14 protein-coding genes and 1 pseudogene are annotated in these 22,099 nt (G+C 59.0%); 2 read left to right on the forward strand and 13 right to left on the reverse strand.

The genetic code is table 11. The annotated features are described in order from the left end of the window. Window positions 1-184: 184 nt before the first annotated feature. From AC1MDT_RS13835 to AC1MDT_RS13865, 7 genes and pseudogenes are all read right to left on the reverse strand, one after another. Window positions 185-685, reverse strand: coding sequence for a peptidase associated/transthyretin-like domain-containing protein (locus AC1MDT_RS13835; protein WP_480422547.1), 501 nt, complete (start codon window positions 683-685; stop codon window positions 185-187). A 701-nt stretch (window positions 686-1,386) separates the two neighbouring features. Next, window positions 1,387-1,797 carry an Imm63 family immunity protein gene (locus tag AC1MDT_RS13840; RefSeq protein WP_480422548.1) on the reverse strand — a complete coding sequence of 137 codons (411 nt, stop codon included), beginning with the start codon at window positions 1,795-1,797 and terminating at the stop codon, window positions 1,387-1,389. Between the two features lie 230 nt (window positions 1,798-2,027). Further along, window positions 2,028-2,501 carry an SMI1/KNR4 family protein gene (locus AC1MDT_RS13845; RefSeq protein ID WP_480422550.1) on the reverse strand — a complete coding sequence of 158 codons (474 nt, stop codon included), beginning with the start codon at window positions 2,499-2,501 and terminating at the stop codon, window positions 2,028-2,030. Further along, complete coding sequence (locus AC1MDT_RS13850) at window positions 2,498-5,347, reverse strand: DUF637 domain-containing protein (protein ID WP_480422785.1); 2,850 nt, start codon at window positions 5,345-5,347, stop codon at window positions 2,498-2,500. Before AC1MDT_RS13850 ends, AC1MDT_RS13845 begins: the two co-directional genes overlap by 4 nt. A 605-nt stretch (window positions 5,348-5,952) precedes the next feature. Further along, on the reverse strand, window positions 5,953-6,237 hold the full coding sequence (locus AC1MDT_RS13855) for a hypothetical protein (RefSeq protein WP_480422552.1): 285 nt from the start codon (window positions 6,235-6,237) through the stop codon (window positions 5,953-5,955). Window positions 6,238-6,241: 4 nt separating this feature from the next. Then, the gene (locus AC1MDT_RS13860; protein ID WP_480422554.1) at window positions 6,242-6,706 is read right to left on the reverse strand and encodes a hypothetical protein; all 465 of its coding nucleotides are present in this window, start codon (window positions 6,704-6,706) and stop codon (window positions 6,242-6,244) included. Beyond that, window positions 6,657-9,026, reverse strand: a pseudogene (locus AC1MDT_RS13865) (DUF637 domain-containing protein); the annotation flags it as partial. The gene AC1MDT_RS13860 and the pseudogene AC1MDT_RS13865, both read right to left, overlap by 50 nt. 82 nt (window positions 9,027-9,108) lie before the next feature. Here AC1MDT_RS13865 and AC1MDT_RS13870 point away from each other — a divergent pair. Next, entirely contained in the window at window positions 9,109-9,792 is a 684-nt protein-coding gene (locus tag AC1MDT_RS13870; protein WP_480422555.1) for a GNAT family N-acetyltransferase, read from the forward strand. Window positions 9,793-9,804: 12 nt separating this feature from the next. On the opposite strand, the gene AC1MDT_RS13875 is transcribed toward AC1MDT_RS13870, so the two are convergent. Continuing rightward, window positions 9,805-12,444 carry a serine/threonine protein kinase gene (locus tag AC1MDT_RS13875; protein ID WP_480422556.1) on the reverse strand — a complete coding sequence of 880 codons (2,640 nt, stop codon included), beginning with the start codon at window positions 12,442-12,444 and terminating at the stop codon, window positions 9,805-9,807. A gap of 253 nt (window positions 12,445-12,697) precedes the next feature. Between AC1MDT_RS13875 and AC1MDT_RS13880 the strand changes: the two genes are divergently transcribed. Further along, window positions 12,698-13,564, forward strand: coding sequence for a PP2C family protein-serine/threonine phosphatase (locus AC1MDT_RS13880; protein WP_480422557.1), 867 nt, complete (start codon window positions 12,698-12,700; stop codon window positions 13,562-13,564). Between the two features lie 9 nt (window positions 13,565-13,573). Here the strand turns inward: AC1MDT_RS13880 and tagF are convergent, their stop codons facing one another. The 5 genes from tagF to tagH form a co-directional block, all read right to left on the reverse strand. After that, on the reverse strand, window positions 13,574-14,266 hold the full coding sequence (tagF, locus tag AC1MDT_RS13885) for a type VI secretion system-associated protein TagF (protein ID WP_480422558.1): 693 nt from the start codon (window positions 14,264-14,266) through the stop codon (window positions 13,574-13,576). 1 nt (window position 14,267) lies between these two features. Further along, the gene (tssM, locus tag AC1MDT_RS13890) at window positions 14,268-17,795 is read right to left on the reverse strand and encodes a type VI secretion system membrane subunit TssM (protein WP_480422559.1); all 3,528 of its coding nucleotides are present in this window, start codon (window positions 17,793-17,795) and stop codon (window positions 14,268-14,270) included. A gap of 46 nt (window positions 17,796-17,841) precedes the next feature. Next, window positions 17,842-19,170, reverse strand: coding sequence for a type IVB secretion system protein IcmH/DotU (gene icmH, locus AC1MDT_RS13895; RefSeq protein WP_480422560.1), 1,329 nt, complete (start codon window positions 19,168-19,170; stop codon window positions 17,842-17,844). Between the two features lie 5 nt (window positions 19,171-19,175). Beyond that, the gene (tssK, locus tag AC1MDT_RS13900; protein ID WP_480422561.1) at window positions 19,176-20,507 is read right to left on the reverse strand and encodes a type VI secretion system baseplate subunit TssK; all 1,332 of its coding nucleotides are present in this window, start codon (window positions 20,505-20,507) and stop codon (window positions 19,176-19,178) included. 63 nt (window positions 20,508-20,570) lie between these two features. After that, entirely contained in the window at window positions 20,571-22,067 is a 1,497-nt protein-coding gene (gene tagH, locus AC1MDT_RS13905) for a type VI secretion system-associated FHA domain protein TagH (RefSeq protein ID WP_480422562.1), read from the reverse strand. Window positions 22,068-22,099 lie beyond the last annotated feature (32 nt).

Here is a 22,099-nt window from a genome sequence, read left to right on the forward strand (position 1 = left end):
GGACAGATTTATTAATTATTATCCGATGACGGGACAGCCCCAACAAATAAATCTGCCCCCTTTTCTCTCATTTCTCGCAGCAAATAAATCCTTCCCCATTTCTCGATTTCACCCTGCTACGCAGCCCGCAGTAACGACTTCACCATCGTCGCTACGCGGGCCCATGAAGCCAGGCGTTAATGGATCACTTGATCAATATCAGCTTCGCACGGGTCTCGGGTGTCACCGAGTCGATCATTACCAGCTGCATGCCTTTCTGCTCCACGTTCTGGGCAACGGGTTTACCGAAATCTGCCGAGACCCCTTCTGGCAATTTGTACATAGCGCCAGTCAGTGGATCTACAATCAGCATGCCGATGACGCCACCCACCAAGAGGTTCCCCCAGTACCAACCACTCAGGCTCGAATCCAGTGTGACAACCTGGTCCGCATAGCCATCTTTTTTGAATTTCAAGGTGTAGGTCTGGCCTTTGAAATAGCCGCGACCGGATTTGAGGATGATCGAGCTGGGTGTATTCCCCGATTGAACAACCTGGCCATCTTTGTTGAGAATCTCAAACGAGGCGCCTGACGGGGAGCTCGTAACCGCGACGGGGTATTTGCTCTCGCCCACGATACTCGCACAGCCGGTAGTCAGAATAGCGGCCACAGCAAGGGCCGCACTAAGAGTTGTACGAATAAACATCAATATATTCCTTAAGTTAATTTTCTATTGGTCGCTTGCACTGTGCAGAGCGATACAATTCATTTTAGACACTGCCACACAGGCTCTATCAGAGCGCATGATCTAATGAGTACTTGGAATTCCAGGCACCGCCAATTTTTGGTGTTGCAGACAAACTAAAAATGGACAGATTTACTCTCTACGAATGTCCATAAATAAATAAATCCGCCCCCTTTTCCGACGATTTTTAGCCCTTCTACAAGGCCCTTTTCAACAGTATCTAAACGCATAATCATTGATTAGCCTTTGGCTGTGGCTTTAATGGCGTTGATACATTGGCACCTGTAGGCTCAATTACACTCTGGCATGATGCGCAGAATGGTCTCGTCGCACCAATATCAACAACTTTCAATCCGTTAGCGTTGGCATAATTAACAATGTCGGCCTCCGCGCGACCAGTTCCAACTACTACTTTTTCGCCTTCTTGCAAACTCACTCCAGGACGAAGATAACCGCGAGATTCACTAGTACTGACTAGAACAGAGCGAACACCATTCGCATCCTCCACCACAGCAATGCCCATAGTTATTCGGCCCTAGGAGTTTACAGGTATTTGTGACTGAATTTCACTTACACAACTTTGGATAAGGCTTGATGGATCATCGTAGGCAAGACCTTGCTCTACAGATAATGCGCCTGCCTCTTTTGCACCAAAAAATCAGCTATCCATCTATGTATGGCGATGTTTTTAACGTGTCCTCGACCTCCAGTTTAGCTGCCGACTCCCATTCGGGCTTTATCTCCCTAACCAACTGTATGAATTTTGAGAAATAAACTCTTCTTGTATCTACACCCTCCGACCTATTGTTTAGCTCGTATTTCATCGCCATCTGTCGCGCTGCCCTGCTCAAAATCCAATACAGCAACTCATCCAAGGAACGAGTCGACTTCCTGAATATTTGGTAGCCATGTTCAGAAGATACATAACTAAAAATATCTTCTTCAATTTCTACATACGGCGCCCCGTCATCAGCCGGAAGCGATCTAACAGACAGCAATGAGTTGGGGGTGTTTATTCTCCCCCCTAACTCATAAACAAGCGTTTGTATTTCACACATAGAGACAGCCATCATTAATTAACCGTCTTTATAAAATTATTATCAACAAGCCATTGCACGTTAACTCTCTCGGAGAGATTCGGTAGAATTTGTGTCCCCCCTCCTGGCTCGCCAAAAGATCCCTCAGGGACAGACCACGTTTAAATCTAGAAACGCGGCCCCCTCTACAGAAAAAACGTGGTCTGTCCTTGAGGGATCCTTTGATGGTGCTACCAACAAACAAACCTGCTTCTTACTTTTACAATTCATTTGCTCTTCAGTGTTTTAATGGGGTTAGGATTTACCCAAGTCTTTATTACTTGCCCAGGCTTCAATACCACATCATTAATCAAACTTGGATTCAACCCATCCAAAAACTCACCAACCCCCCCTGCAAGTTTTATATAAGAATCTAAGACCTCATGATCAGCAAAGTAAACACAACCATCTGTCAGATCAACTGCCACATAATTACCACCTTCGGCCCAAGCAATCGGTATAAACCCCTCCCTAAACTTGAACCTCTCAAGTTCCGAAACCACCTCACCAATAGGAATAAATTGATTCACCCCACTGCTATTATCATTACCAACATCAAAAGCATTTAACGCAGGCTCCCCACCATTAAAACTTTCAAAAAAAACTCTTATTGATCCATTCAAAATCTTACCAACAAAAAGCTCAACCGCCGTAAAAGCCTCTGGATCTATATTTTTGATTTTTTTTACTTCAATTTTCATTTATCAAACCCTCCATTCCGAATAACTGCTGAACCACCAGTATGCCTCGTAGAGTTATGCACATCTTGAGGTATTAGGAGCATCGTCTGTCCATCTTCAACATGATGCCAGACAAAACCATTGGGGGTCGCGACTAATCCAACCGCCAAGTTTGCTAGCTTAGAGTCCACTCCGTAATTCCCAGTGAGCCCCATAAGTTCTACACCGTGTGTAGCATAGGGGGAAAAGTCTGGAAAGCCCTGTTCAGTAAAATCCACTCCTGAAGGATGAGTACTTCCGGCATAGCTACTATTAATTGGAAGTCGTCCCCCAATAGTGGGAATGGCGCTACCAAGAGGCCCCGCACCAACATGAGGCCCTTGCATGATGTCGATAGGTTCGACCTTGCCAAGATCATCCTGCTCTTGCTGAGGGATGTGTTCCCCCAACATTTTCCTTAGCTCATAGTCCGCTTCCTCAACCTGGTGGAGTTCGTTGTTGTATTTCTCAGCAGTCCCACCAATCAGGCTGCCGGTATTGGGATCGCCACCAGCCAGTGCCCCCGAGATCAAACCAATGAGTTGCGCCGTGGTGATTTTGGCCTGACTGCCCGTATAGCTCAGATCGTTGGCGGCGAAAATCTTGCTGACGTAGTTGGACAACGCCGCATTGACCAGCGGCGTCAGCCCTTCGGCCACGCCACCGGCGATGACACCGCTGGCGAAATCCTGACCTGCAGCTTTCGAGATCAGGCCACCCAGCAAGGCGTGCAGCACCACTTTTGTCGCAAAATCATTCGTAAAATCACCGATAGCTTTGTTACCGGCTGCCGCACCGAAGTTAATAGCCTCGCTCAAGGCAGCGCTGCGCAGATTGTCGGTAAAACTCCCGCCATTGATCGCCGTTGATATCCCGCTATTGATTAAGACGTGCGCCTCACTGCGTAGGACGGTTTGCTCGACATTGCTCCAACTGAGCGCATCGTTGGAGTAACCCGTGTTCTGGATCGGGCCCGCGCTGGTGACGGTCGAACCACTGCTGCCGGCACCTGAAAACCATTGGGTATCGGCATAATTCAGTAATCCCTCCGTCAGTCCGGCGGTGGCGGCATTTTTTAAACTGCTCGAACTGAAGGTGTCCTTAAGTGCATTCCCCAAGTTGCCTTTGTCATCGATAACGCTCGTAACCGCCGTCGTGGCCAGGTTGATCTCAGCAGCCCCAATCGGTCCGCTTAATCCAAGCCCGGCGGGGCCCATGATCACCGACATCAGGATCGCAATGATCACTTTTGACGCCGGCCCCAGACCCGAAGTGTCGTACTTGAACGACTCGTGGATCTCCTGCACCTGCTGCCAGTTCACATCGCCACGGGCTTCGGCGTCCTTCAACCAGGCCAGGCTCGGGTCGGCCTGGACCATCGCGTCGATGGTCTGGCTCACGGTGTTCTGATCGATCTGTTTGATGTCGATGTTCAAGCCGTTGACGGCATTGATGACCGTCTGGCCTTTGGCTGTCAGTTGGCTTTGGCGCAAGGTTTCATCGGTGGCGCCCTGGCCGCTGGCCGAGACCCAAAACGCATTGTTATCGCTCTTGGTATGACTCTCCTGATGCAGGTCCTTCACCGCTTCAAAGGTAATGCTGCCGCCACTGTCCAGCGTCAGGTCGTTACCGCTCTGGAGCTTGGCGTTCTGATACAGCTGATCGCCGCCGCTGACCAGGGTCAGGTTCCCACCCGCGGTGATGGCACTGCCGATGTTGGTGACGTCAGTGACTTCATCGTGCTGGGTCTGCGTGCTGCCCCAGCTGCCATCTTTCTGCATGTCGTACTGCGAGTAGTCGCTGTTTTGCGCCGCCAGCACATTCAGTTGTCCGCCCGCCTTCAGGTAGGCGTCGCCCCCGGCCGTGACGTTGCTGGCGCTGAGTGTCAGGTCCTGACCGGCGTTCAACGTGACGTTGCCACCGGCATTGAGGGTGCTGCCGACTTGGCCGACATGGTCTTCCTGGGCCGTGACCTTGTTGTCCTGGTAGTACGAGTGCGTTTCGTCCGCCGCCGAGGCCAGGGTCAGGTTGCCGCCCGCCGCCAGGGTGACGTCGCGCTGGACGTCGATCTGGCTGGCGATGGCCGTGAGGTCGCGGCCGGCCTGGATGCTCAGGTCCTGCCCCGCCGTGACGCTGGAACCGTACTGGGTGATGCTTTGATCGCGGCGGTCGGGGCCGTAGTCATTGCTGACCGTTTGCTGGGCCGAGGTGAGGTTGACGTCGCGCCCGGCGCTGATCGTGGTAGTGGCACCACTGCTCAGAACACCGCCGGTGTTGTTCAGATCGCGCCCGGCGCTGATGGTCAGGTTGTTCGCCGCTTCGATGCGCGCCGCACTGTCGACCACGTCGGTCTGCTGGCTGTAGCCATCGGCGCTGCTTTGATGGCTGGTGACGCTGAGCTCATTGGTCACGTCGCCATTGACCGCCGTCAGGCTCACATCGCGCCCGGCGATGATGCCTCCGGCCTGGTTGGTCAGGTCGTTGCCCGCCAACAGGTCCAGACGATTGCCGGCTTGAATCAAGCCACTGTTGACCAAATCATTGCCAGCAATTGCAGACAGGTTATTGCTGGCGCGCAGGGTGCCGGAGTTGTTCAGGTCCTGGCCGGCGGTCAGGGTCACGTCGCTGCCCTGGATCAAGGCACCGTTGGGGGCCAGGCGGTTGTCGGCGTTGGCCAGGTACAACACCGGCACCAGCACGGTCTGGCCGTCGACGACTTCGCTTTCCATCCAGACGATGTCCTGGGTCAGCGCGGCAACCTGCTCGGCCGTCAGGCTCACGCCCACGGTCAGGTTCAGCGCGTTTTGGCTGGCGACGGCGTTGTCCATCAGGTACTTGAACTGCGCCTCGTTCGAGGTCTGACCATCGATGAACGCCTGCCCCGTGCCGGCCACCACCGCTTGCTCGACCAGCCGCTGTTCGTAGAAGCCGTCACCCAGGCGTTTGGCGCTGTCGTCGGGGTTGTAGCCGAGGGCCGCGAGCAGGTAGTCCGAACTCATGAACTGCTTGAGGTCGGTGAGGGCCGGGTTGGTTTCGATCAGGTATTTCTGCGGCTGCGACTGGCCGGCGCTGCTCGGCAGGCCTTGAACACGGGCGACACTGAGCGCACCCGGCGCAGCCGTCATGCCAGCCACACCACCCACCGAACTGGCCGTGGTCTGGGCGGTACCGCCCACTTGAATAGCGAGTTGACTGCCTGGCAGTGCTTGCTGACGCTGAGCATTGCTGATGCTGGCGCCGCCCAGGGTCCAGCTTTGCGGGCCGGCGCTGGTCTGCGCAGAACAATGGGTGTCCCCTTTTCCCTTCTACAGAAAAAACGTGGTCTGTCCCCGTTTACACGTGTCCCCGTTTACACGGTAAATGTGCCGTCTGCGTTGGCGATGTAGCCCTCGGGTACATCGCCCGCTGCATCACCTACACTTTTTGCACCAAATCAACCTACGACATTAAACCCCTCGATTATTTTTTTGGCCAAAAAAGCCGCATCCTTATCCATAGAAATGAAACATCCTTCAAATGACCCGCTCGTCAAAGTCAACTTATGCCCTTCATAAAAAACTGTAACCAACACTGAGTACGGGCCAAACTCACGACCTTCTTCCTTAGCACTTAAAATTTTTAATACAACATCCACAAACTCATCAAATCTCTCTTCCTCATAATCATCAAAAAAAATGAAATGATTCGATTCAGAACTCGACTCAGATACTCGACTCATACCATTACATCCCTAGCCCATTATTGACAGACGCCCGAGAAGATTGGGATTTTTCGATAACCTTCAGCCACAGAGCATCTCCTGACAACCCTTGATCCGAATATTTACTAACAATCTCGCCCCATGTTCTATTCGGATCACTTTTACTCAGCGAGTCAGCCAATGTTCTATTAGACATCAACTCTCTCGCCGTAGACCTCAAATCATTTCTCATATCAAAAGCCTGCTTAGCCTGCTCCTCCAAAGAAAGGTCACTGTTAATGTGTGCTGGAATTTCGGCCTCTTTAGATAAGTACCAGGCTCTAGCCTCTTGATCAGTTAAGCTATTGGGCTGCGCTAGATCATCCCACCATTTAGCATAGGCTGCAGAGTCGTCTACCGCTTTTGCACCATCAACTCCAGATGCTTCGGCTACCCCCTCATTCAAACCACCGTTGGCGCCCCCCAACCCCGGCGTCAACGACTGCACCGCCCGACACCTCCCCCGAAGCCGCAGCCCCCACACCAAGACCTTCCCCCGTCTCACTGAACATTCCCCCAATCTTGGCCATCAGACCTTCCGATGCCAAAAGCTCTGGAAACAACATGCTCAGGATCGCCAGTGACAACTGCGCCTTGGCTTCATCCAGCGCTGTCGAGTCGCCGTCGAGGGGGGCACCATTATCTTGGAACAACACGGTAGGGTCCTTCCACCCGTGGTCCCCTTGATCGTTGTATTTCTCCGCAGAGCCGCCAATCAGGCTGCCGGTACTTGGATCACCACCGGCCATGGTCGCCGAAAGCAAGCCAATGAGTTGAGCCGTGGTGATTTTGGCCTGACTGCCCGTATAGCTCAGATCGTTGGCGGCGAAAATCTTGCTGACGTAGTTGGACAACGCCGCATTGACCAGCGGCGTCAGCCCTTCGGCCACGCCACCGGCGATGACCCCGCTGGCAAAGTCCTGACCGGCGGCTTTCGAGATCAGGCCACCCAGCAGGGCGTGCAGCACCACTTTTGTCGCAAAATCATTTGTAAAATCACCGATAGCTTTGTTACCGGCTGCCGCACCGAAGTTAATAGCCTCGCTCAAGGCAGCGCTGCGTAGATTGTCGGTAAAACTCCCGCCATTGATCGCCGTTGAGATCCCGCTATTGATTAAGACGTGCGCCTCACTGCGTAGGGCGGTTTGCTCGGCATTGCTCCAACTGAGCGCATCGTTGGAGTAACCCGTGTTCTGGATCGGGCCCGCGCTGGTGACGGTCGAACCACTGCTGCCGGCACCTGAAAACCATTGGGTATCGGCATAATTCAGTAATCCCTCCGTCAGTCCGGCGGTGGCGGCATTTTTTAAACTGCTCGAACTGAAGGTGTCCTTAAGTGCATTCCCCAAGTTGCCTTTGTCATCGATAACGCTCGTGACCGCCGTCGTGGCCAGGCTGATCTCAGCAGCCCCAAGCGGGCCGCCTATACCAAGCCCTGCGGGGCCCATGATCACCGACATCAGGATCGCAATGATCACTTTTGACGCCGGCCCCAGACCCGAAGTGTCGTACTTGAACGACTCGTGGATCTCCTGCACCTGCTGCCAGTTCACATCGCCACGGGCTTCGGCGTCCTTCAACCAGGCCAGGCTCGGGTCGGCCTGCACCATCGCGTCGATGGTCTGGCTCACGGTGTTCTGGTCGATCTGTTTGATATCGATGTTCAAGCCGTTGACGGCATTGATGGTCATCTGGCCTTGAGCCGTCAGTTGGCTTTGGCGCAAGGTTTCATCGGTGGTGCCCTGGCCGCTGGCCGAGACCCAAAACGCATTGTTATCGCTCTTGCTATGGCTCTCCTGATGCAGGTCCTTCACCGCCTCAAAGGTGATGCTGCCGCCACTGTCGAGCGTCAGGTCGTTACCGCTTTGGAGCTTGGCGTTCTGGTACAGCTGATCGCCGCCGCTGACCAGCGTCAGGTTCCCACCCGCGGTGATGGCGCTGCCGATGTTGGTGACGTCAGTGACTTCATCGTGCTGGGTCTGCGTGCTGCCCCAGCTGCCGTCTTTTTGCATGTCATACAGCGAGTAGTCGCTGTTTTGCGCCGCCAGCACATTCAGTTGTCCGCCCGCCTTCAGGAAGGCGTCGCCCCCGGCCGTGACGTTGCTGGAGCTGAGTGTCAGGTCCTGACCGGCGTTCAACGTGACGTTGCCACCGGCAGTGAGGGTGCTGCCGACCTGGCCGACGTGGTCTTCCTGGGCCGTGACCTTATGGTCCTGGTAGTACGAGTGCGTTTCGTCCGCCGCCGAGGCCAGGGTCAGGTTGCCGCCGGCCGCCAGGGAGGCGTCGCGCTGGACGTCGATCTGGCTGGCGATGGCCGTGAGGTCGCGCCCGGCGCTGATGCTCAGGTCCTGCCCCGCCGTGACGCTGGAACCGTACTGGGTGATGCTTTGATCGCGGCGGTCGGGGCCGTAGTCATTGCTGACCGTTTGCTGGGCCGAGGTGAGGTTGACGTCGCGCCCGGCGCTGATCGTGGTAGTGGCACCACTGCTGAGGACGCCGCCGGTGTTGTTCAGGTCGCGCCCGGCGCTGATGGTCAGGTTGTTCGCCGCTTCGATGCGCGCCGCACTGTCGACCACGTCGGTCTGCTGGCTGTAGCCACCGACGCTGCTTTGGTGACTGGTGACGCTAAGTTCATTGGTCACGTCGCCATTGACCGCTGTCAGGCTCACATCGCGCCCGGCGATGATGCCCCCGGCCTGGTTGGTCAGGGGCGATTCACGACGGCGATCTACTGGGCGTAGTAAAGTGCCTCTTCCCGCGCTAAGATTTCAATTTTTCTGTAGCTTGAATCCCCTCCCGAAGCGCCTATCGTGGCATCGGCACACTCGACCTCTTCGTGCGATATTTACCATGGATGACCTACCTTTTTTGCATGAAGACCATGCCTGGCGTGGGCTCCAATCAGGCGAGGCCGATCTGGCCTTCGCCCTTCATTGCCACGTTCTGCAATTAGCCCCACCGGGTGTCGCTCGCGAGGACAGTCTCGATTATTTCGCCGGACATATCGAAACGCATGGCCGCGTTATTGGTTGCTTCAACGATGATGAGCTGATCGCCTATGGGGTACTTGGCTTAAATTCACCCATGCTCGAATACATGGGAGATCTATTGAAAACCGACGCAGAACGCCAGGCGCGCCTGTGCTTGCTCGACGGTGCCGCCTGCGCACCGGCGGCGCGTGGCCGCGGCTTGCATATGGAAGCCATTTCCTTGCGTATCGAGATGGCCCGGCAGCTGGGCAAAAGCCTGTTCGCGGCGACAGTCTCGCCAACCAACCTTGCCAGCCTGCGCGGGTTGTTGCGCCATGGCTTCGTGATTCAGAAGTTCGTGCAAGTCTATGGCGGGCTGTCGCGCCTGCTGCTGGTACGCGACCTGCACGCTGAGCCCGATGTCTGGCAGCACAATCTAATTGTCGCCAACACTGACTTGCAGGGGCACTCTGCAGCCCTGCAGTTGGGATTGACAGGCTACGGCTGCCTGCAGGATCAAGACCAGGTTTGGGGCATCGCCTACGGCATCCAGGCGACCGGGTAACCCCCGGCGAACTCAGCCTTTTCTCTTGCGTGCCTTGCCCAGCGAGCGCGAGCCGGCCGCGTCACGCTGCCGCTCGCGCTGGCGCAACACGTCGATCATTATATTGAAGGTGCGCGCCAACTGACCGACTTCGTCAATGTAGCGACCCTTGGGGACATCGATCCTGGCTTTTTCGAACTCGCCGTTGCGCAGCGCTTCGGTGGAAGCGATCATCCGCTGTACCGGACGCACGATACTCCTCGACAAGCCGAATACCATCAATACGAAAAACACGCCGACACCTGCCACGGTGTAGAGCATATTGATGAACAGGTGCTGCAGCGGCGCCTCGAAATGGCTCTCGGACTCGCTCACCGCAACAGTCAAGCCGATGCCGTTGACCGGCGCGTAGCCGGCGACCTCATCCACACCACTGAGCGTGGAGTGAAAGCTCAGGTTGCCTGACACCGATGCATGGACAAGGGCATCGCCCAAAGCAGGCATTTCCAGGTTTTCGAACGTGTTGCGGCGAAAACGCTGGTCGGTGATGAAGCGTTGCCTGGTATCTGCGGGCAGTGCCTGGAGGCTGCCATACAACCTGGACTGATCCGGGTAACTGACGAGGATGCCGTCGCTGTCCACCATCATCGGCACCAGGTTGCTGTGGTTCGACTGGATCTCGTCGAGAATCTTGTAGATGGACACCCCCTTAAGCCGCAGCACTACCACACCGATAACGTTGCCATCGGCATCCCGGACCGGGTTGGAGAAATACACGCCAGGCATCCCGGCCGTGCTACCGACCACCAGCCCGGAGCTGTAAGGCTGGCCAGCGATAGCTTCTTGAAAGTACTGGCGGAAGGCGAAATTACGGCCGGCGAGATCCAAATCACTGGAGACCAGCGCCGTGCCGTTGCGATCCAACAAGAATGCCAAGTGAACATCGCTGTTACTGCTGACTAGATCGTTCAGGCGCGCGAGCAGAATATCCCGCTTTTCGTCAGTGGGGTTTTGGAGATAATCGACAAAACGAACGTCGCTGGCCAAATACTTCGCAAAGGTGCGGCTGTCGGCTACCAACTGTGATACACGCCCTGCGGTACTCTGCGCGAGGCTTTCGAGGTTGTTGAGTTCGCTGGCGGTGACGTTAGCGCTAGACACGCGCAAGTTGTAGTAGGAAGTCACCAGCAGCGGGCCCATGGCGGCAAGCATCATCAGCACGGTCATCTTCGCCGTGAGACCCCAGCCGTCGGGGTGCAAGAGCCGCGATACTTGGCGCCAGGCGCTGCCCAGCCGGGTGTTGCGCTTGGGCGTTGCAGGTGCGCGATGCAACTTGTGGGTGCTCAGTGCATCCTGGAGGTTGAGCGAGCCGGCATGCTCGGCAAACAGCGCAGCCGCAAACTCGCGCACGGTCTTGGGACGTAGCGCAACTTCGGGCTGTAGTGCCCAGTCGATCGCTTCCAGGAAGGGCGTACCGTAGCGGTCGGCGCCCACGACCACGGCCGGTGACGTGACAGCTTCGCCGGACAGGCGCGCAGGTGCCGCATCCGGTTTTTTGCCGGCTACCATCCAGTACAGCGTCGCGCCCAAGGCGTAGATGTCCGTCCACGGCCCTTGGGCGCCGCCTTCATATTGCTCGGCCGGTGCGTAGCCAGGGGTCAGTACATCGGCGACGGACTGCTCGCCACCGACCGATAGCCGAGCGGCACCGAAATCCAGCAGTACCAGGCGGTTGCCGTCGGAGCTGGCGTAGATGTTGTCGGGCTTTATATCTCGGTGCAGGTAGCCAGACTCATGCACCAGTGCCAGGCCATCGAGCAGTGGCTGCAGGTATTCGACCAACCAGGATTCCTTGGCCGTGCGCGTCGGTTTCCACCATTGTTTAAGTGACTGGCCTTCTTCATAGTCGAGCACCATGTAGGCGGTATGGTAGGCCTCGAAGAAGCGCGCCACGCCAACGATATTCGGGTGGTGAAAGGTGGCCAGGGTACGCGCTTCCATGAGGAATGCTTCAAGGCCATCCAGGTAAAACTCTTCCGCCTCGGGCCAGCGCACCACCACCGAGTAGTCGCCCGAACGCGCGGCACAATGGCTGGGCAGGTATTCCTTGATCGCCACCTGAACATTCAGATTGACGTCGGTGGCCAGATAGGTAATGCCGAAACTACCCTGCCCCAGAACCTTGTCGATGCGGTATTCAAACAGGCCGAAGCCTTGGGGCAGCGAGGTCGAACTGGACGGGCCCACGTAATGCGGAACAGGCGCCGACCGTAGTGCGGCTGCTTCCTCCGCCAGCTTACGCAACTGCGATTGGCCACGGGTGGCATGGGAGCCATAGGTGGTCTGCGACCGGGAATGCGACACCGATACCGACTCAGTGGTCGAGTCTCCTGCTGCCGGGGTAGCGACAGGATTTGGCGCGGCCTGGGGTGCCACCCGATTCGCCGTCATGGGCGTCACCACCTGGGTGAACTCTTCTTCCCTTAGCGCTACGACCAGCGTCGAATCATCGTCACTGTCGCGCTTGAGATGTGTGCGGGCGACAGGGGGAAATGCCCCACCACTGGAGAAGAAGGACGCCGCCACGCTCACCGTCGAATCGGGATCGATAGGATGGGCCGGCCGGGTACTGTCAAGATCGCCTGAGGGGTTGTACAGATGATCCTGACTCATTTGTATTCCTGACAGTTTTGACTCATGGTTGCCCTGAATTTTTAGTAGAAAATCGCACTGGATCGGGTATCAGGGTAAACTGCCGCCACGATAGCATAGCGCCATAATGATGGCGATGAAGGGTGCCCATTTCACCCATATTCCGTCCCCGCTTTTTTCGCTGGTGGCAGCCTTGCACTGTAATGTTCAATGACTCCACACGCCGCGAACCACCCGATACCTTTGCCATGTCTAGGAATACCGTGAGGGCATTTTGATTACCACGATCCCGGTCTCCCTCATCCAACGGCAACGCTTGGGCATCGGGACAGCTTTCGGCGTTACCGATGTCGGTCTCGTGCGCCACAGCAACGAAGATAACTTCCTGATCGACAGTTCCCTGGACATGGCCATGGTTGCCGACGGCATGGGGGGCCACGCCGCTGGCGAACTGGCCAGCTCTGGGGCGCTGCAGGCGGTGCGCGAATTCATCTTGCACGCCAGGATGCGCTACGCCCAGGGCGCTGACGGGTCTGCCGCCCTCGACCTCGACGCTACCACTCCCCTTGCCGGCCTGCGCGACCCCGATGCGACCTGCGCGGATGCCAGCCTGATGGCAATATCGCTGATGTTTGATGCGATCGAATATGCCAACCGCACGCTGTACCAGCACAACCTCGCTCAGCATCGCTCCGAGGGCGGTATGGGCACCACGCTTACGGGCTTCTGTCGCCCCCTCGCGGGCGGCGAGCTGGTGTTCTTTCACGTCGGCGACAGTCGCCTCTACTGCAATCATAACGGCCAGCTGCAACAGTTGACTCACGACCAGACCCTGTATCAGCAGGCCGTGGATGCCGGCATGCGGGATAACCTGCCACCGCGCAATATGTTGCTGCAGGCCATGGGGCCCGGCGCTCATGTTCAGCCTGTGATTCGCACCTTGCCGCTGGAGCCGCACGACGTCCTGCTGTTATGCAGTGACGGGCTGTACGGCGCGGTGCCCCACCACCTGATCGAAGAAGCAATGGCCCATACCAACGAAGCCACGCTTGAGCAGGCCTGCCATTACCTGATCGACCTCGCCAAGAAAGGTGGCGGCCGCGACAACATTACCGTCCTGATGGTCACCTGCCCGCCATAGCCGGTCGGGTTACAACTGCCAGCCGTGCAGGGCCCATTGTCCATCGAGCATGGCCGTAAACTGGCCGGCGGTCGGCAATCCATTGCATTGCATCACACACGCTTGGATGCGCTCCGAGCCGTCGCTCCACCACAGGCTTGCACCCCGCGCAGCAGGCGCCAACGCCGGCAACGCTGCACCCAGCTGCGCTGTTCCTTCCAGCGGATAAATACGATTGCAAGTTACCCCTGTGCCGTTGCCCGACGTCACCGCGGCGCCGCGTGGAGTGCTGATGCGCAGCAACGCCTGATCGAATCTTTCCAGTGAAAAATCCGCCCCCAGCGACCACAGCCCCAGATCCTCAAGCTGTTCATACCAAGGCCCCGAGTCGCCCAGCCACTGCGCAGGCGGCATGCCTGCACTGACTTGCGCAGCGATGGTCAACGGAAAATGCCGCCCCACTCGGTCGACGCTTGGCATCAGCACCCCCGCCCAACCCTGCTCTCCACACACCCCGGGAGCCAACGCAAAGCGCCAGATGGGGCTGCTCAGGTAAGTGGCCAGCCACTGCGGCCCCAACTGTGCGCGACTGGTATTCAAGGCCGCTTGCAACCATACGTCCCACGAATGCTGGAAGGCATGGGGCAAGCGTCGCGCGACGAAATCGCCATGGCTGGTGACCTTGCCGAAGAAACCGGCACCCGCCGGCACTCGCGTATCCATATCAAAGACTCACAGGGCAACGGAACTGCAGCAATTCCTGACGACGGAAGGGGTTGATGACACTGTTGGCATCCAGTTGGTAGATCACGTTGCGCCCGTCCAGGGTAAAGGTCAGGCGGTAGCGCTCACGTTGTGCGGTGGTTTGAAGCGCGCCGTTGTCCATCATCCGGAACCACGCCCAAGGGCCCGCAGTAGTGTAATCAACCCGCAACGCTGGAATCGCGTCGAAGTGCACCTGACCGTTGCTTTGGCCGCTCGGCAACAGGATGGTGGCGGCCTGTGGCGCAGCATCGGTCGCATACGCCACCGGCTGCCCTTCGATGTCGAGCTGGACCTTGGTCAATGCCGCATCGGCAGACAGCGGCGTGAGGTTGAAGCGCAGCGAAGGCCGGGTACCGCCCGCACTGAAGAACATGTCGCGCAACTGTGCCGCCAGCTGGAATTGCTTGAGGACCGATTCGGGAATGCCCAGTGGCGCGCTGGCGCCTGCACGCCAACGCCAGTTGCCACCGCTGCGGTCGACATAGGCTGCCAGGTTCTTCGCAAAGAAGTCGTCCATCAGCCCATTGGGACCGAAAAACTTGCCGAAATCATCCGGTGTCACGTCTTTGTTGGCACCACGCACCAGCGGATACCGCCCGGCGATCGCCTGTTGGCAGAAGCCCGCGGCGTTCGCTGACCAGAGTGCATTCAGGCGCGCCCGCTCGTTGCCAAGGGCCAGGGCGCCGCCGCCACTGTCGATGTTTTTCAGCATGTCGCCCAAGGGCGCCGGCTTGCCGTCGGCGTCACGCTTGATGCGCGTCAACACGTCGCCGGCCGGCGGCGGTGTGCCACTGCGTCGAGCGCTGTCGGCGGCGTCGAAATACTGTGAGGCGTCTTTGAACGTCGCCAATAACTGTTCGGCAGGCATCGGCCCGGTGGCCCCTGGGGCGCCCACCAGTTTGTGCAGGTTGTCGAAGTGCTGATCAACCGGGTTGGCAGCCGGTTGATCATTGGCACTCGCGGCGTCGTCACCCATGGCAGCCTCCAGTCGTTTGCGGGCAGCCGCCAAATTGCCCTGCACGGCATCATCCAAGCCCCGCGCCATGGAGCTCTTGGCCTTTATGTCGGCCAACGTGGTTTCCCGTGCTGCAGCCTGCAGGAACGTCAGTAGCGGCGAGTCGGGTGCCGCCAGGGCGTTGGTCACCCGCGCGGCTTGGTCCAGGCTGGAGAACGACACGATGCGCACGCCGGCAAGAAAATCGTCCCATTGCTTGATGTAGTCCAGGTAGTAAAACTCCAGCACGACTTTTTTCAATGCTTCGTCGGCAGTGGCGCCCTGGGATTCCTGACGGTCCAGCACCCAGCTGTCCTTTGCGGCTTCGGCAACTGCCGGCCCAAGTGCCTGCTGCAGCCTACGGTAGCCTGCGACGCTGTAGATACCCGACACGCCACGGGTCAAAGGTGCACCGCTCTGCTGGGAGAACAGCAATGACACATCGCGGCCCACGGCAGTGCTGACACTGAACTCCGGCAGACCGGCCTGGGCCAGATCGCGCTTGAGGCGGTTATAGACCCGTTGCGTCACTGGCAACATCGCCAGTGCCAGGCGGGTCTGGCCGATCAGCGTGGAGTCGAGGGTAGGGGGCGCCGCGCTCTGGTCACCGTCGCGAAGCAACGCACTGGTATGGCCCAGCAACTGCTGCACTTGCGCCTGGGTCACCGGCGCCAGGCTGCGTGGCCAGTCTATCTCCAGCCAGGCCAGCAACGACTCTGGGTCAAGGTAGCGACGGTCACCCAGCATCAGATAGACGCGAAGCGTGGCATACAGATACTCCTGATTGTTGGCGTCGCCGCGACGCAAGGCGTCTTCCATGCGATTGATGATGCGGGGTAACAAGGTTTCACGAAGCAGGCGCTGATAGAGCACTTCGGCGCCTGTGCCCAGCTTGTCGTCCTGCGACAGGCCGAAGCGGCTCAGCCAAGGAACACCGGCAGAGTCGCCATCGTATCGCCTGGTGAGCTCGCGGGAAGCGTTGAGCAACGGCAGCAATTCGTCGATGCGTGCCTGTGGCGGCAGCGCGCGGGCCAGCTTGTCGACCTGAGCGGCTTGGGTCTTCACCGTGTCAATGTAATCTTGGTTACGCAAATAACTGGTGGTCAAACCGCCTACCAGCAGCGCCAGCAGTACACCGGTCGCCAAACAGCCCGCGAGCTGCAGGCGCTGGCGGCGGCGTTCGGAGCGCGGGTTACCCCCCGCCAAGCCTGCTTCCTTGAACACCACCTCGCGTAGCAACGCGGTAAGAAAATAGCTGCGCCCGGAGGCGGGGTTAGTGGGCAGAACCTTGCGGTCCAGACCAAATGCCCCCGCCAGCGATGCCATGACGCGGTCGATCGGGCTGCCTTCTTGCGTGCCACTGGTGAAGTACACGCCGCGCAGCATGGCTTGTTTCTCGTAGCGGGTCGGCGCAAAAACTTCGTTGAGGAAATCCCCCAGCACTTGGCCGATGCCGGCGAATTGTTGAGGGAAACGATAGAGCAGCGCCCGGCGTTGCAGGTCGCGCTCCTGCTGCACGCGTGGCAATACTCGCACCTGCAACTGACGCTCCAGAGTGGCGAACTCATCAGGGAAAGAGGCCAACGCCTGTTCGACGGAATCCGCGGTCGTCAGAGGGAAGGTCATGCCCCAGACCTGGGAGCGATTTTCGCGGCCCAAAGGCTCGAAAAACTCGACGAAGCCCGCTAGCAGGTCGCATTTGGTCACCACCACGTAGATCGGGAAACCGATGCCCAACTGTTCGTGCAGTTCCTTTATTCGCGAACGAACGGCTTGGGCTTGCAGGGCGCGGCCAGCGTCGCCTTGTTGCAGCAGGTCAGCGACGCTGAGGGCGACGATGACTCCGTTGATAGGACGACGCCTACGGTACTTTTTCAGCAGACCGAGAAAACCGTTCCAGGCGGCCTGGTCTACTCGCGCGTGGCTATCCTGAGTGGTGTAGCGCCCGGCGGTGTCGAGCAGCACTGCCTCGTCGCTGAACCACCAGTCACAGTTACGCGTCCCGCCCACGCCGCCCACAGCGAGCGGCCCGAGCGCATCGGCCACGGGAAACTTGAGGCCCGAGTGCACCAGCGCAGTGGTCTTGCCACTACCGGGCGCGCCCACGAACATGTACCACGGTAGTTGGTACAGGTAGTGCCCACCGCGGCGCTTGCCGGTCTTGCGCAACACGGCCAGAGCTTCCTGCATGCGCTGTCGCAACACGGCCAGCTCTTGGTTGGTTTCCCGCGCGCCGGGCTGCTCATCGCCGGCCATGGCCTTGGCCAGCTTGCGATTGGCCCAGCGCACGGCGCAATACTTCCAGATTAAATACAGCGCCCACAGCACGAACAGCACACCGATGCACTTCCAGCGCGCAGAATCCGTAGCCAGAGGCTCTTCGCCCTTGAACGACAGCAACGGCCCCTCGAACCATACTACGAGTGACAACAGCGACACGCCCAGCAACGACAAGACCCAGGGCTGGAGGAACCACATAAAGAAACGTTTCATAGGCTTTGGCCGTAGCAGGCAGCATTAAATTCGAATGTGACACGGCTCATTGCGGCACCACGGGACTCAAGACAGTAATTTCGACGCGGCGATTACGGGCGCGATTGGCCGCGGTGTCGTTGGCGACGAGCGGCTGGGTATCGCCGCGGCCTTCGGCGCTCAAGCGCTCACCCGAACCGGCGTTTGCTGCCAGCCGTTTGAGCACACTCACGGCGCGGGCCTTGGACAACTCGTAGTTAGACGGGAAACGCGCCGACACCCCCGGCTTGCTGCTATCGGTGTGGCCGATCACAAGCACCTTGCCCGGCAGCGGTTGCAGCGCTTCGCCGATACGATCGAGCAGTGGCAGGAAAGTGGGCATCACCTCTGCGCTGCCAGACCCGAACATGCCGTCGCCCATGAGGGTGATCACCGAGCGGTCTGCCGTTTCCACTACCGTGACTTTGCCAGCGGCGATCTCCGGCGCCAGGAAGCCCGCCATCCGCACAGGGGCCGGCGCCAGGGTTGGCGCTCGCGGCGCTTGGGGCGGTGGCGCCACATGGATCTGCGACAGCCCGTCATAAACCGGATCGGAAGCTCCGGCCAGGGACATCGCATAACCGATCTGCAGCGCCACGAGCACCATGGCGCTACAAGCCACCAGCACCCACAAGGGTATGCGCCGCAACGAGGACTTTGCCTCGGGTGCCGCAACGCGCCAGTTCAGCGATAGCTCCTGCTCGTAGCTGCCGCGCTGAACTGCGATCAGTTGCTGCAAACGTTCGCGCAGCACGGCCAACTGTTCATGACCACGGTCGACCAAGCGATAGCGCCCTTCCATGCCCAGCGTCAGACATAGGTACATCAGTTCAAGCAGGTCGAGATGGGAACGCACGTCCTGACTCAAGCGCTGCAGAATGAGGAAAAACTTCTCGCCCCCCGAGGCTTCATTATGGAATGCCACCAGCAAGCCGCGACTGCCCCAGACGCCACTGCCCCACGCGGTGCTGGCGATGGTTTCGTCCAATACCGTGCACAGCGCATAGCGCGCGCCGGCGATCGACTCGGAGTCTACGCCGGCCTTGCGCGCATCGCTCTCGAAGGTCTGCACGGCCAGCGCCAGGCGCTGACGCAGCTCTTCGATATCCGGCGGTTGAGTGGCGGTGCGCAGGGGCACGATCAGGTCCAGCAGCGGGTTGGCTGCGCGCACCAGTCGATTTAGGCCACGCCCAGGCAGATGCACGCACACCTCGCCGGCGGCTGGCACCGACACCGCGGCCTGCGCTGGCGCAGCGGGTACCGGGTTAGCCGCTGGCGCGCGGCGACCGCCCGGTGTCGGGATCAGCACGGTCACGTCCGAATCCTGCGCAGGACGGAAGGGGGGAGTCTGGCTCACGGCGCTTACCTTCTGATGGCCCAGAACTGCATCTGCAGACCCGGAAGATCACCTGCCACATGCATGGCGAAGCCAGCGGAGTTGCTCAGCGGCTGCCAATACTCGCTGCCGTTGTCGAGCTCGAAGTAGGTAAAGCCGGCATAAAAAGGCAACTGACGCGGCGCGACCGCCATCGGCCGCAACCCGATGCCGGGCAGTTGCAGATTGACCAGATCGCGGATCTGCTCGATCGAGCCAATCTTGACCTGCCCCGGGAAGCCGTTGCGCAACGCATCCGGTGGCACCTGAGCGCCCACCGCCAGGACGAAAGTGGCCGAGCGCAGCAGCGTTTTGTCGGCCAGCACGGCCACGCGAATACCGTATTGGCGCTCTTCCAGCGGGATCGGCACTGCTTGACTATCAATGACCATGGACAGCGATTTTCGCAAGTCGCCCATCAGCGGTGCAAAGCTTTCAATCAAGCTGTCGTGGCGATACAACGGATAGGCCGGCGCCCGCTTGCTGGATTCGGTGAAAGTGGACAGTTCCCCGGCCAGCTCCAACATCGCCTGGTACAAGGCTTCCGGATGCACATTGGCCAAGCCACTCAAATGGGTGAACAGCGGCTCGGAACGGTTAAGCAGCTGCAGCAACAGGAAATCGGCGATCTCCGCCGCACCGTTCGCACCCGGTTGCGACAGTCGCAAGGCAAGCGCCTCGCCGCGCTGGTGCAGCAATCCGACCAACTCGTTGGCGAATGCAGCGAGCCTCGGTGCGACGCGAAAGTTCAGGCAAGGTGCGCAGTAGTCCGTGTCCAGCACCACCTGATTGTCTGCACGTCGCTCAATGATGCGGGCTATGCCCAGCGTGGTGTAGGCATTAGCCACTTCGCTTTCCAGTGCCAGGCGTAGGCGAAGCTTGCCGACCTGCATCAAGGCGCTGCTGTCCAGGCCATTGCTGTCCCAGGATTCGTAATCTTCTCCGCGGTGGCGGGCAAAGTTGTCCGGGCCTTGGGTGTTATCGACTTCTGTCACGCCATGGCGGTGCAGCGGCAGCGCCAACACCACCAGCAGGTTGCGGGCATCGGCCGGTACGTCCAGCGGCAACGGCAAGTCGTCTTCGGCAGGCAGGCTGAATGGGGTACCGTCCGGCAGCACTCCGTTGCAGGCTCGCAGGCTGATCTTGCCAAGGGCCAATTGTTCTTCGTCGATGTGCAGTTCCGAAAAGCCCCAAGCGTAGGGACGCAATGCCGCGACACGAGCTTCCAGTTGGCTTTGCCAATAGCGATCGTGCTGTTGCAAATGCTGAGGCTGCAAAAGCATGCCTTCAGACCAGATGACTTTGTTCTTCCACGCCATGGTGCGTTGCCCCCAAAAAATGTGTTGAAAGCTGCTGCGCGTGATGGCTAGCAGCGCTGCGCCTTACTTGCCCCGGCGCAGCCGTTCTACCTGATCCTCATACGCTGACGAGAAACTGTCGCCGAACATGCCTTGGGCCTCGTCGATGTTCTGCGCAACCTGGGCATACGCCTCGACCATCTGTTCCCACATCCTGGCCTTGCGCGCGTTCCCGCCGTTCATTTTGTCGATAATCGAAGCCGGCACGGTGCGCTGCTCGATCACGCCAGGATTGAGACGCTCCAGCAGCGCGGCAAGGGCTGCCCGCATGCCGGCGATCACCGACAATTCGTGGGCGCGCAGGTCGTCGAAGGCACTGGCCATCGACTGCACCGGCGGCATGTAGCCGGCCATGGTGTTGCCTAGCAACTGGGTCAGGGCGCTGTCGACGTTGGGGAAAAACTTCAGCGGATTGTTGGAACGCACGGCCATCATTGTCATGTCCATGCGGCTTTCTTTTTTGGTCAGCGCACGGGCCATGAGCACGTCCATGGTGCCAGCAGTGGCTTCACGCAGCATGGCACCGATGTTTTCGGCGATCTCCACCCCGTTGCCGTCCAGCTTCAAGTCTGGCAGGCCGAGACCACGTAGCAGTGCTTGCAGTACTTGGCTGTCGCTGGCACCCGCGCCAACCGGCGTAATGCCTGCAACGACGGCCTGTGCCGGGAACGGCTGTGCCTGGCCTGCCGCAGGTTGCGCTGGGCTGGAAAACGGCTGCGCGAGTGGCGGCAGCGACTGGGTGGCCATTGAGTTATCCGGACCTCCCCTGGGCGCAGGCGACAGGAGATCGGCCAGCGGATCGTAATCGTCCGGGATCGCCCCGTTGCCGGCTCTGGTTGCCGCTGGCAAGGTGAAGGCTACGTACTCAGGGGAAAGGTGATCGCTCTCCGCTGCCCGCAACGCCGCCGGGGGATTCAGGTTGTGGGAGCCCAGCCCGGCCAGCGACGACGCTGCGCCCCCGGCAAACAGGTTCAGCCCCAACGGGTCTGCCTGGTTTGCGCCCAGCCCGGAATCACTGCCGACGTCCAACAGCCGGGCGCCTGCCAAAGCATCAGGCAGTGCCGCGGGCGCAGCAAACGGGGCACTGCTCGCCGCTGAAGGGAAAGCCGGTGGTGGCACGGGTAGCATGGGGGCCGGTGGCTCGAACAGCGGCAGCTCTGGATTATTCAACGGCGCTGGAGGGATGATCGGCGCAGTCGCTTGCGCGGCGCTCATAAGGGCTTCCAGTTGGTAGTCGCCGACGACGATACGATCGCCCTCCCCCAACGCGATTTCGCGACCTTTGCCAAGGGGGCGGTCGTTGATAACGCTGGGATTGCTTCCAAGGTCTTCGTAAAAGAACGCGCCTTCACGCAACGATACTTTTGCGTGGGTGCGTGAGATGTACTTGCTCGGGTCATCGAGCACCAGCGTGTTCTCGACGGAACGCCCTATGCTGCCGCCGTTTTCGCCAAAGGGCACAGGCGGCAGCGCCGGTACGGGCTGGTTGCGGTAGGAGTGTATGCGCAGGATCAGAGGCATAGAAAAGCCGACATCCATGGATCGCGGCGGCC

The organism is Pseudomonas sp. ASL7, assembly GCF_056680375.1.

Coding starts and splice junctions, on each gene's coding strand:
- tssM (WP_480422559.1), bottom strand. CDS start 17,795: ATGAAACGTTTCTTTATGTGGTTCCTCCAGCCCTGGGTCTTGTCGTTG.
- tssK (WP_480422561.1), bottom strand. CDS start 20,507: ATGGCGTGGAAGAACAAAGTCATCTGGTCTGAAGGCATGCTTTTGCAG.
- AC1MDT_RS13840 (WP_480422548.1), bottom strand. CDS start 1,797: ATGATGGCTGTCTCTATGTGTGAAATACAAACGCTTGTTTATGAGTTA.
- AC1MDT_RS13845 (WP_480422550.1), bottom strand. CDS start 2,501: ATGAAAATTGAAGTAAAAAAAATCAAAAATATAGATCCAGAGGCTTTT.
- AC1MDT_RS13850 (WP_480422785.1), bottom strand. CDS start 5,347: ATGGACAACGCCGTCGCCAGCCAAAACGCGCTGAACCTGACCGTGGGC.
- AC1MDT_RS13870 (WP_480422555.1), top strand. CDS start 9,109: ATGGATGACCTACCTTTTTTGCATGAAGACCATGCCTGGCGTGGGCTC.
- tagF (WP_480422558.1), bottom strand. CDS start 14,266: ATGGATACGCGAGTGCCGGCGGGTGCCGGTTTCTTCGGCAAGGTCACC.
- AC1MDT_RS13875 (WP_480422556.1), bottom strand. CDS start 12,444: ATGAGTCAGGATCATCTGTACAACCCCTCAGGCGATCTTGACAGTACC.
- tagH (WP_480422562.1), bottom strand. CDS start 22,067: ATGCCTCTGATCCTGCGCATACACTCCTACCGCAACCAGCCCGTACCG.
- AC1MDT_RS13835 (WP_480422547.1), bottom strand. CDS start 685: ATGTTTATTCGTACAACTCTTAGTGCGGCCCTTGCTGTGGCCGCTATT.
- AC1MDT_RS13855 (WP_480422552.1), bottom strand. CDS start 6,237: ATGAGTCGAGTATCTGAGTCGAGTTCTGAATCGAATCATTTCATTTTT.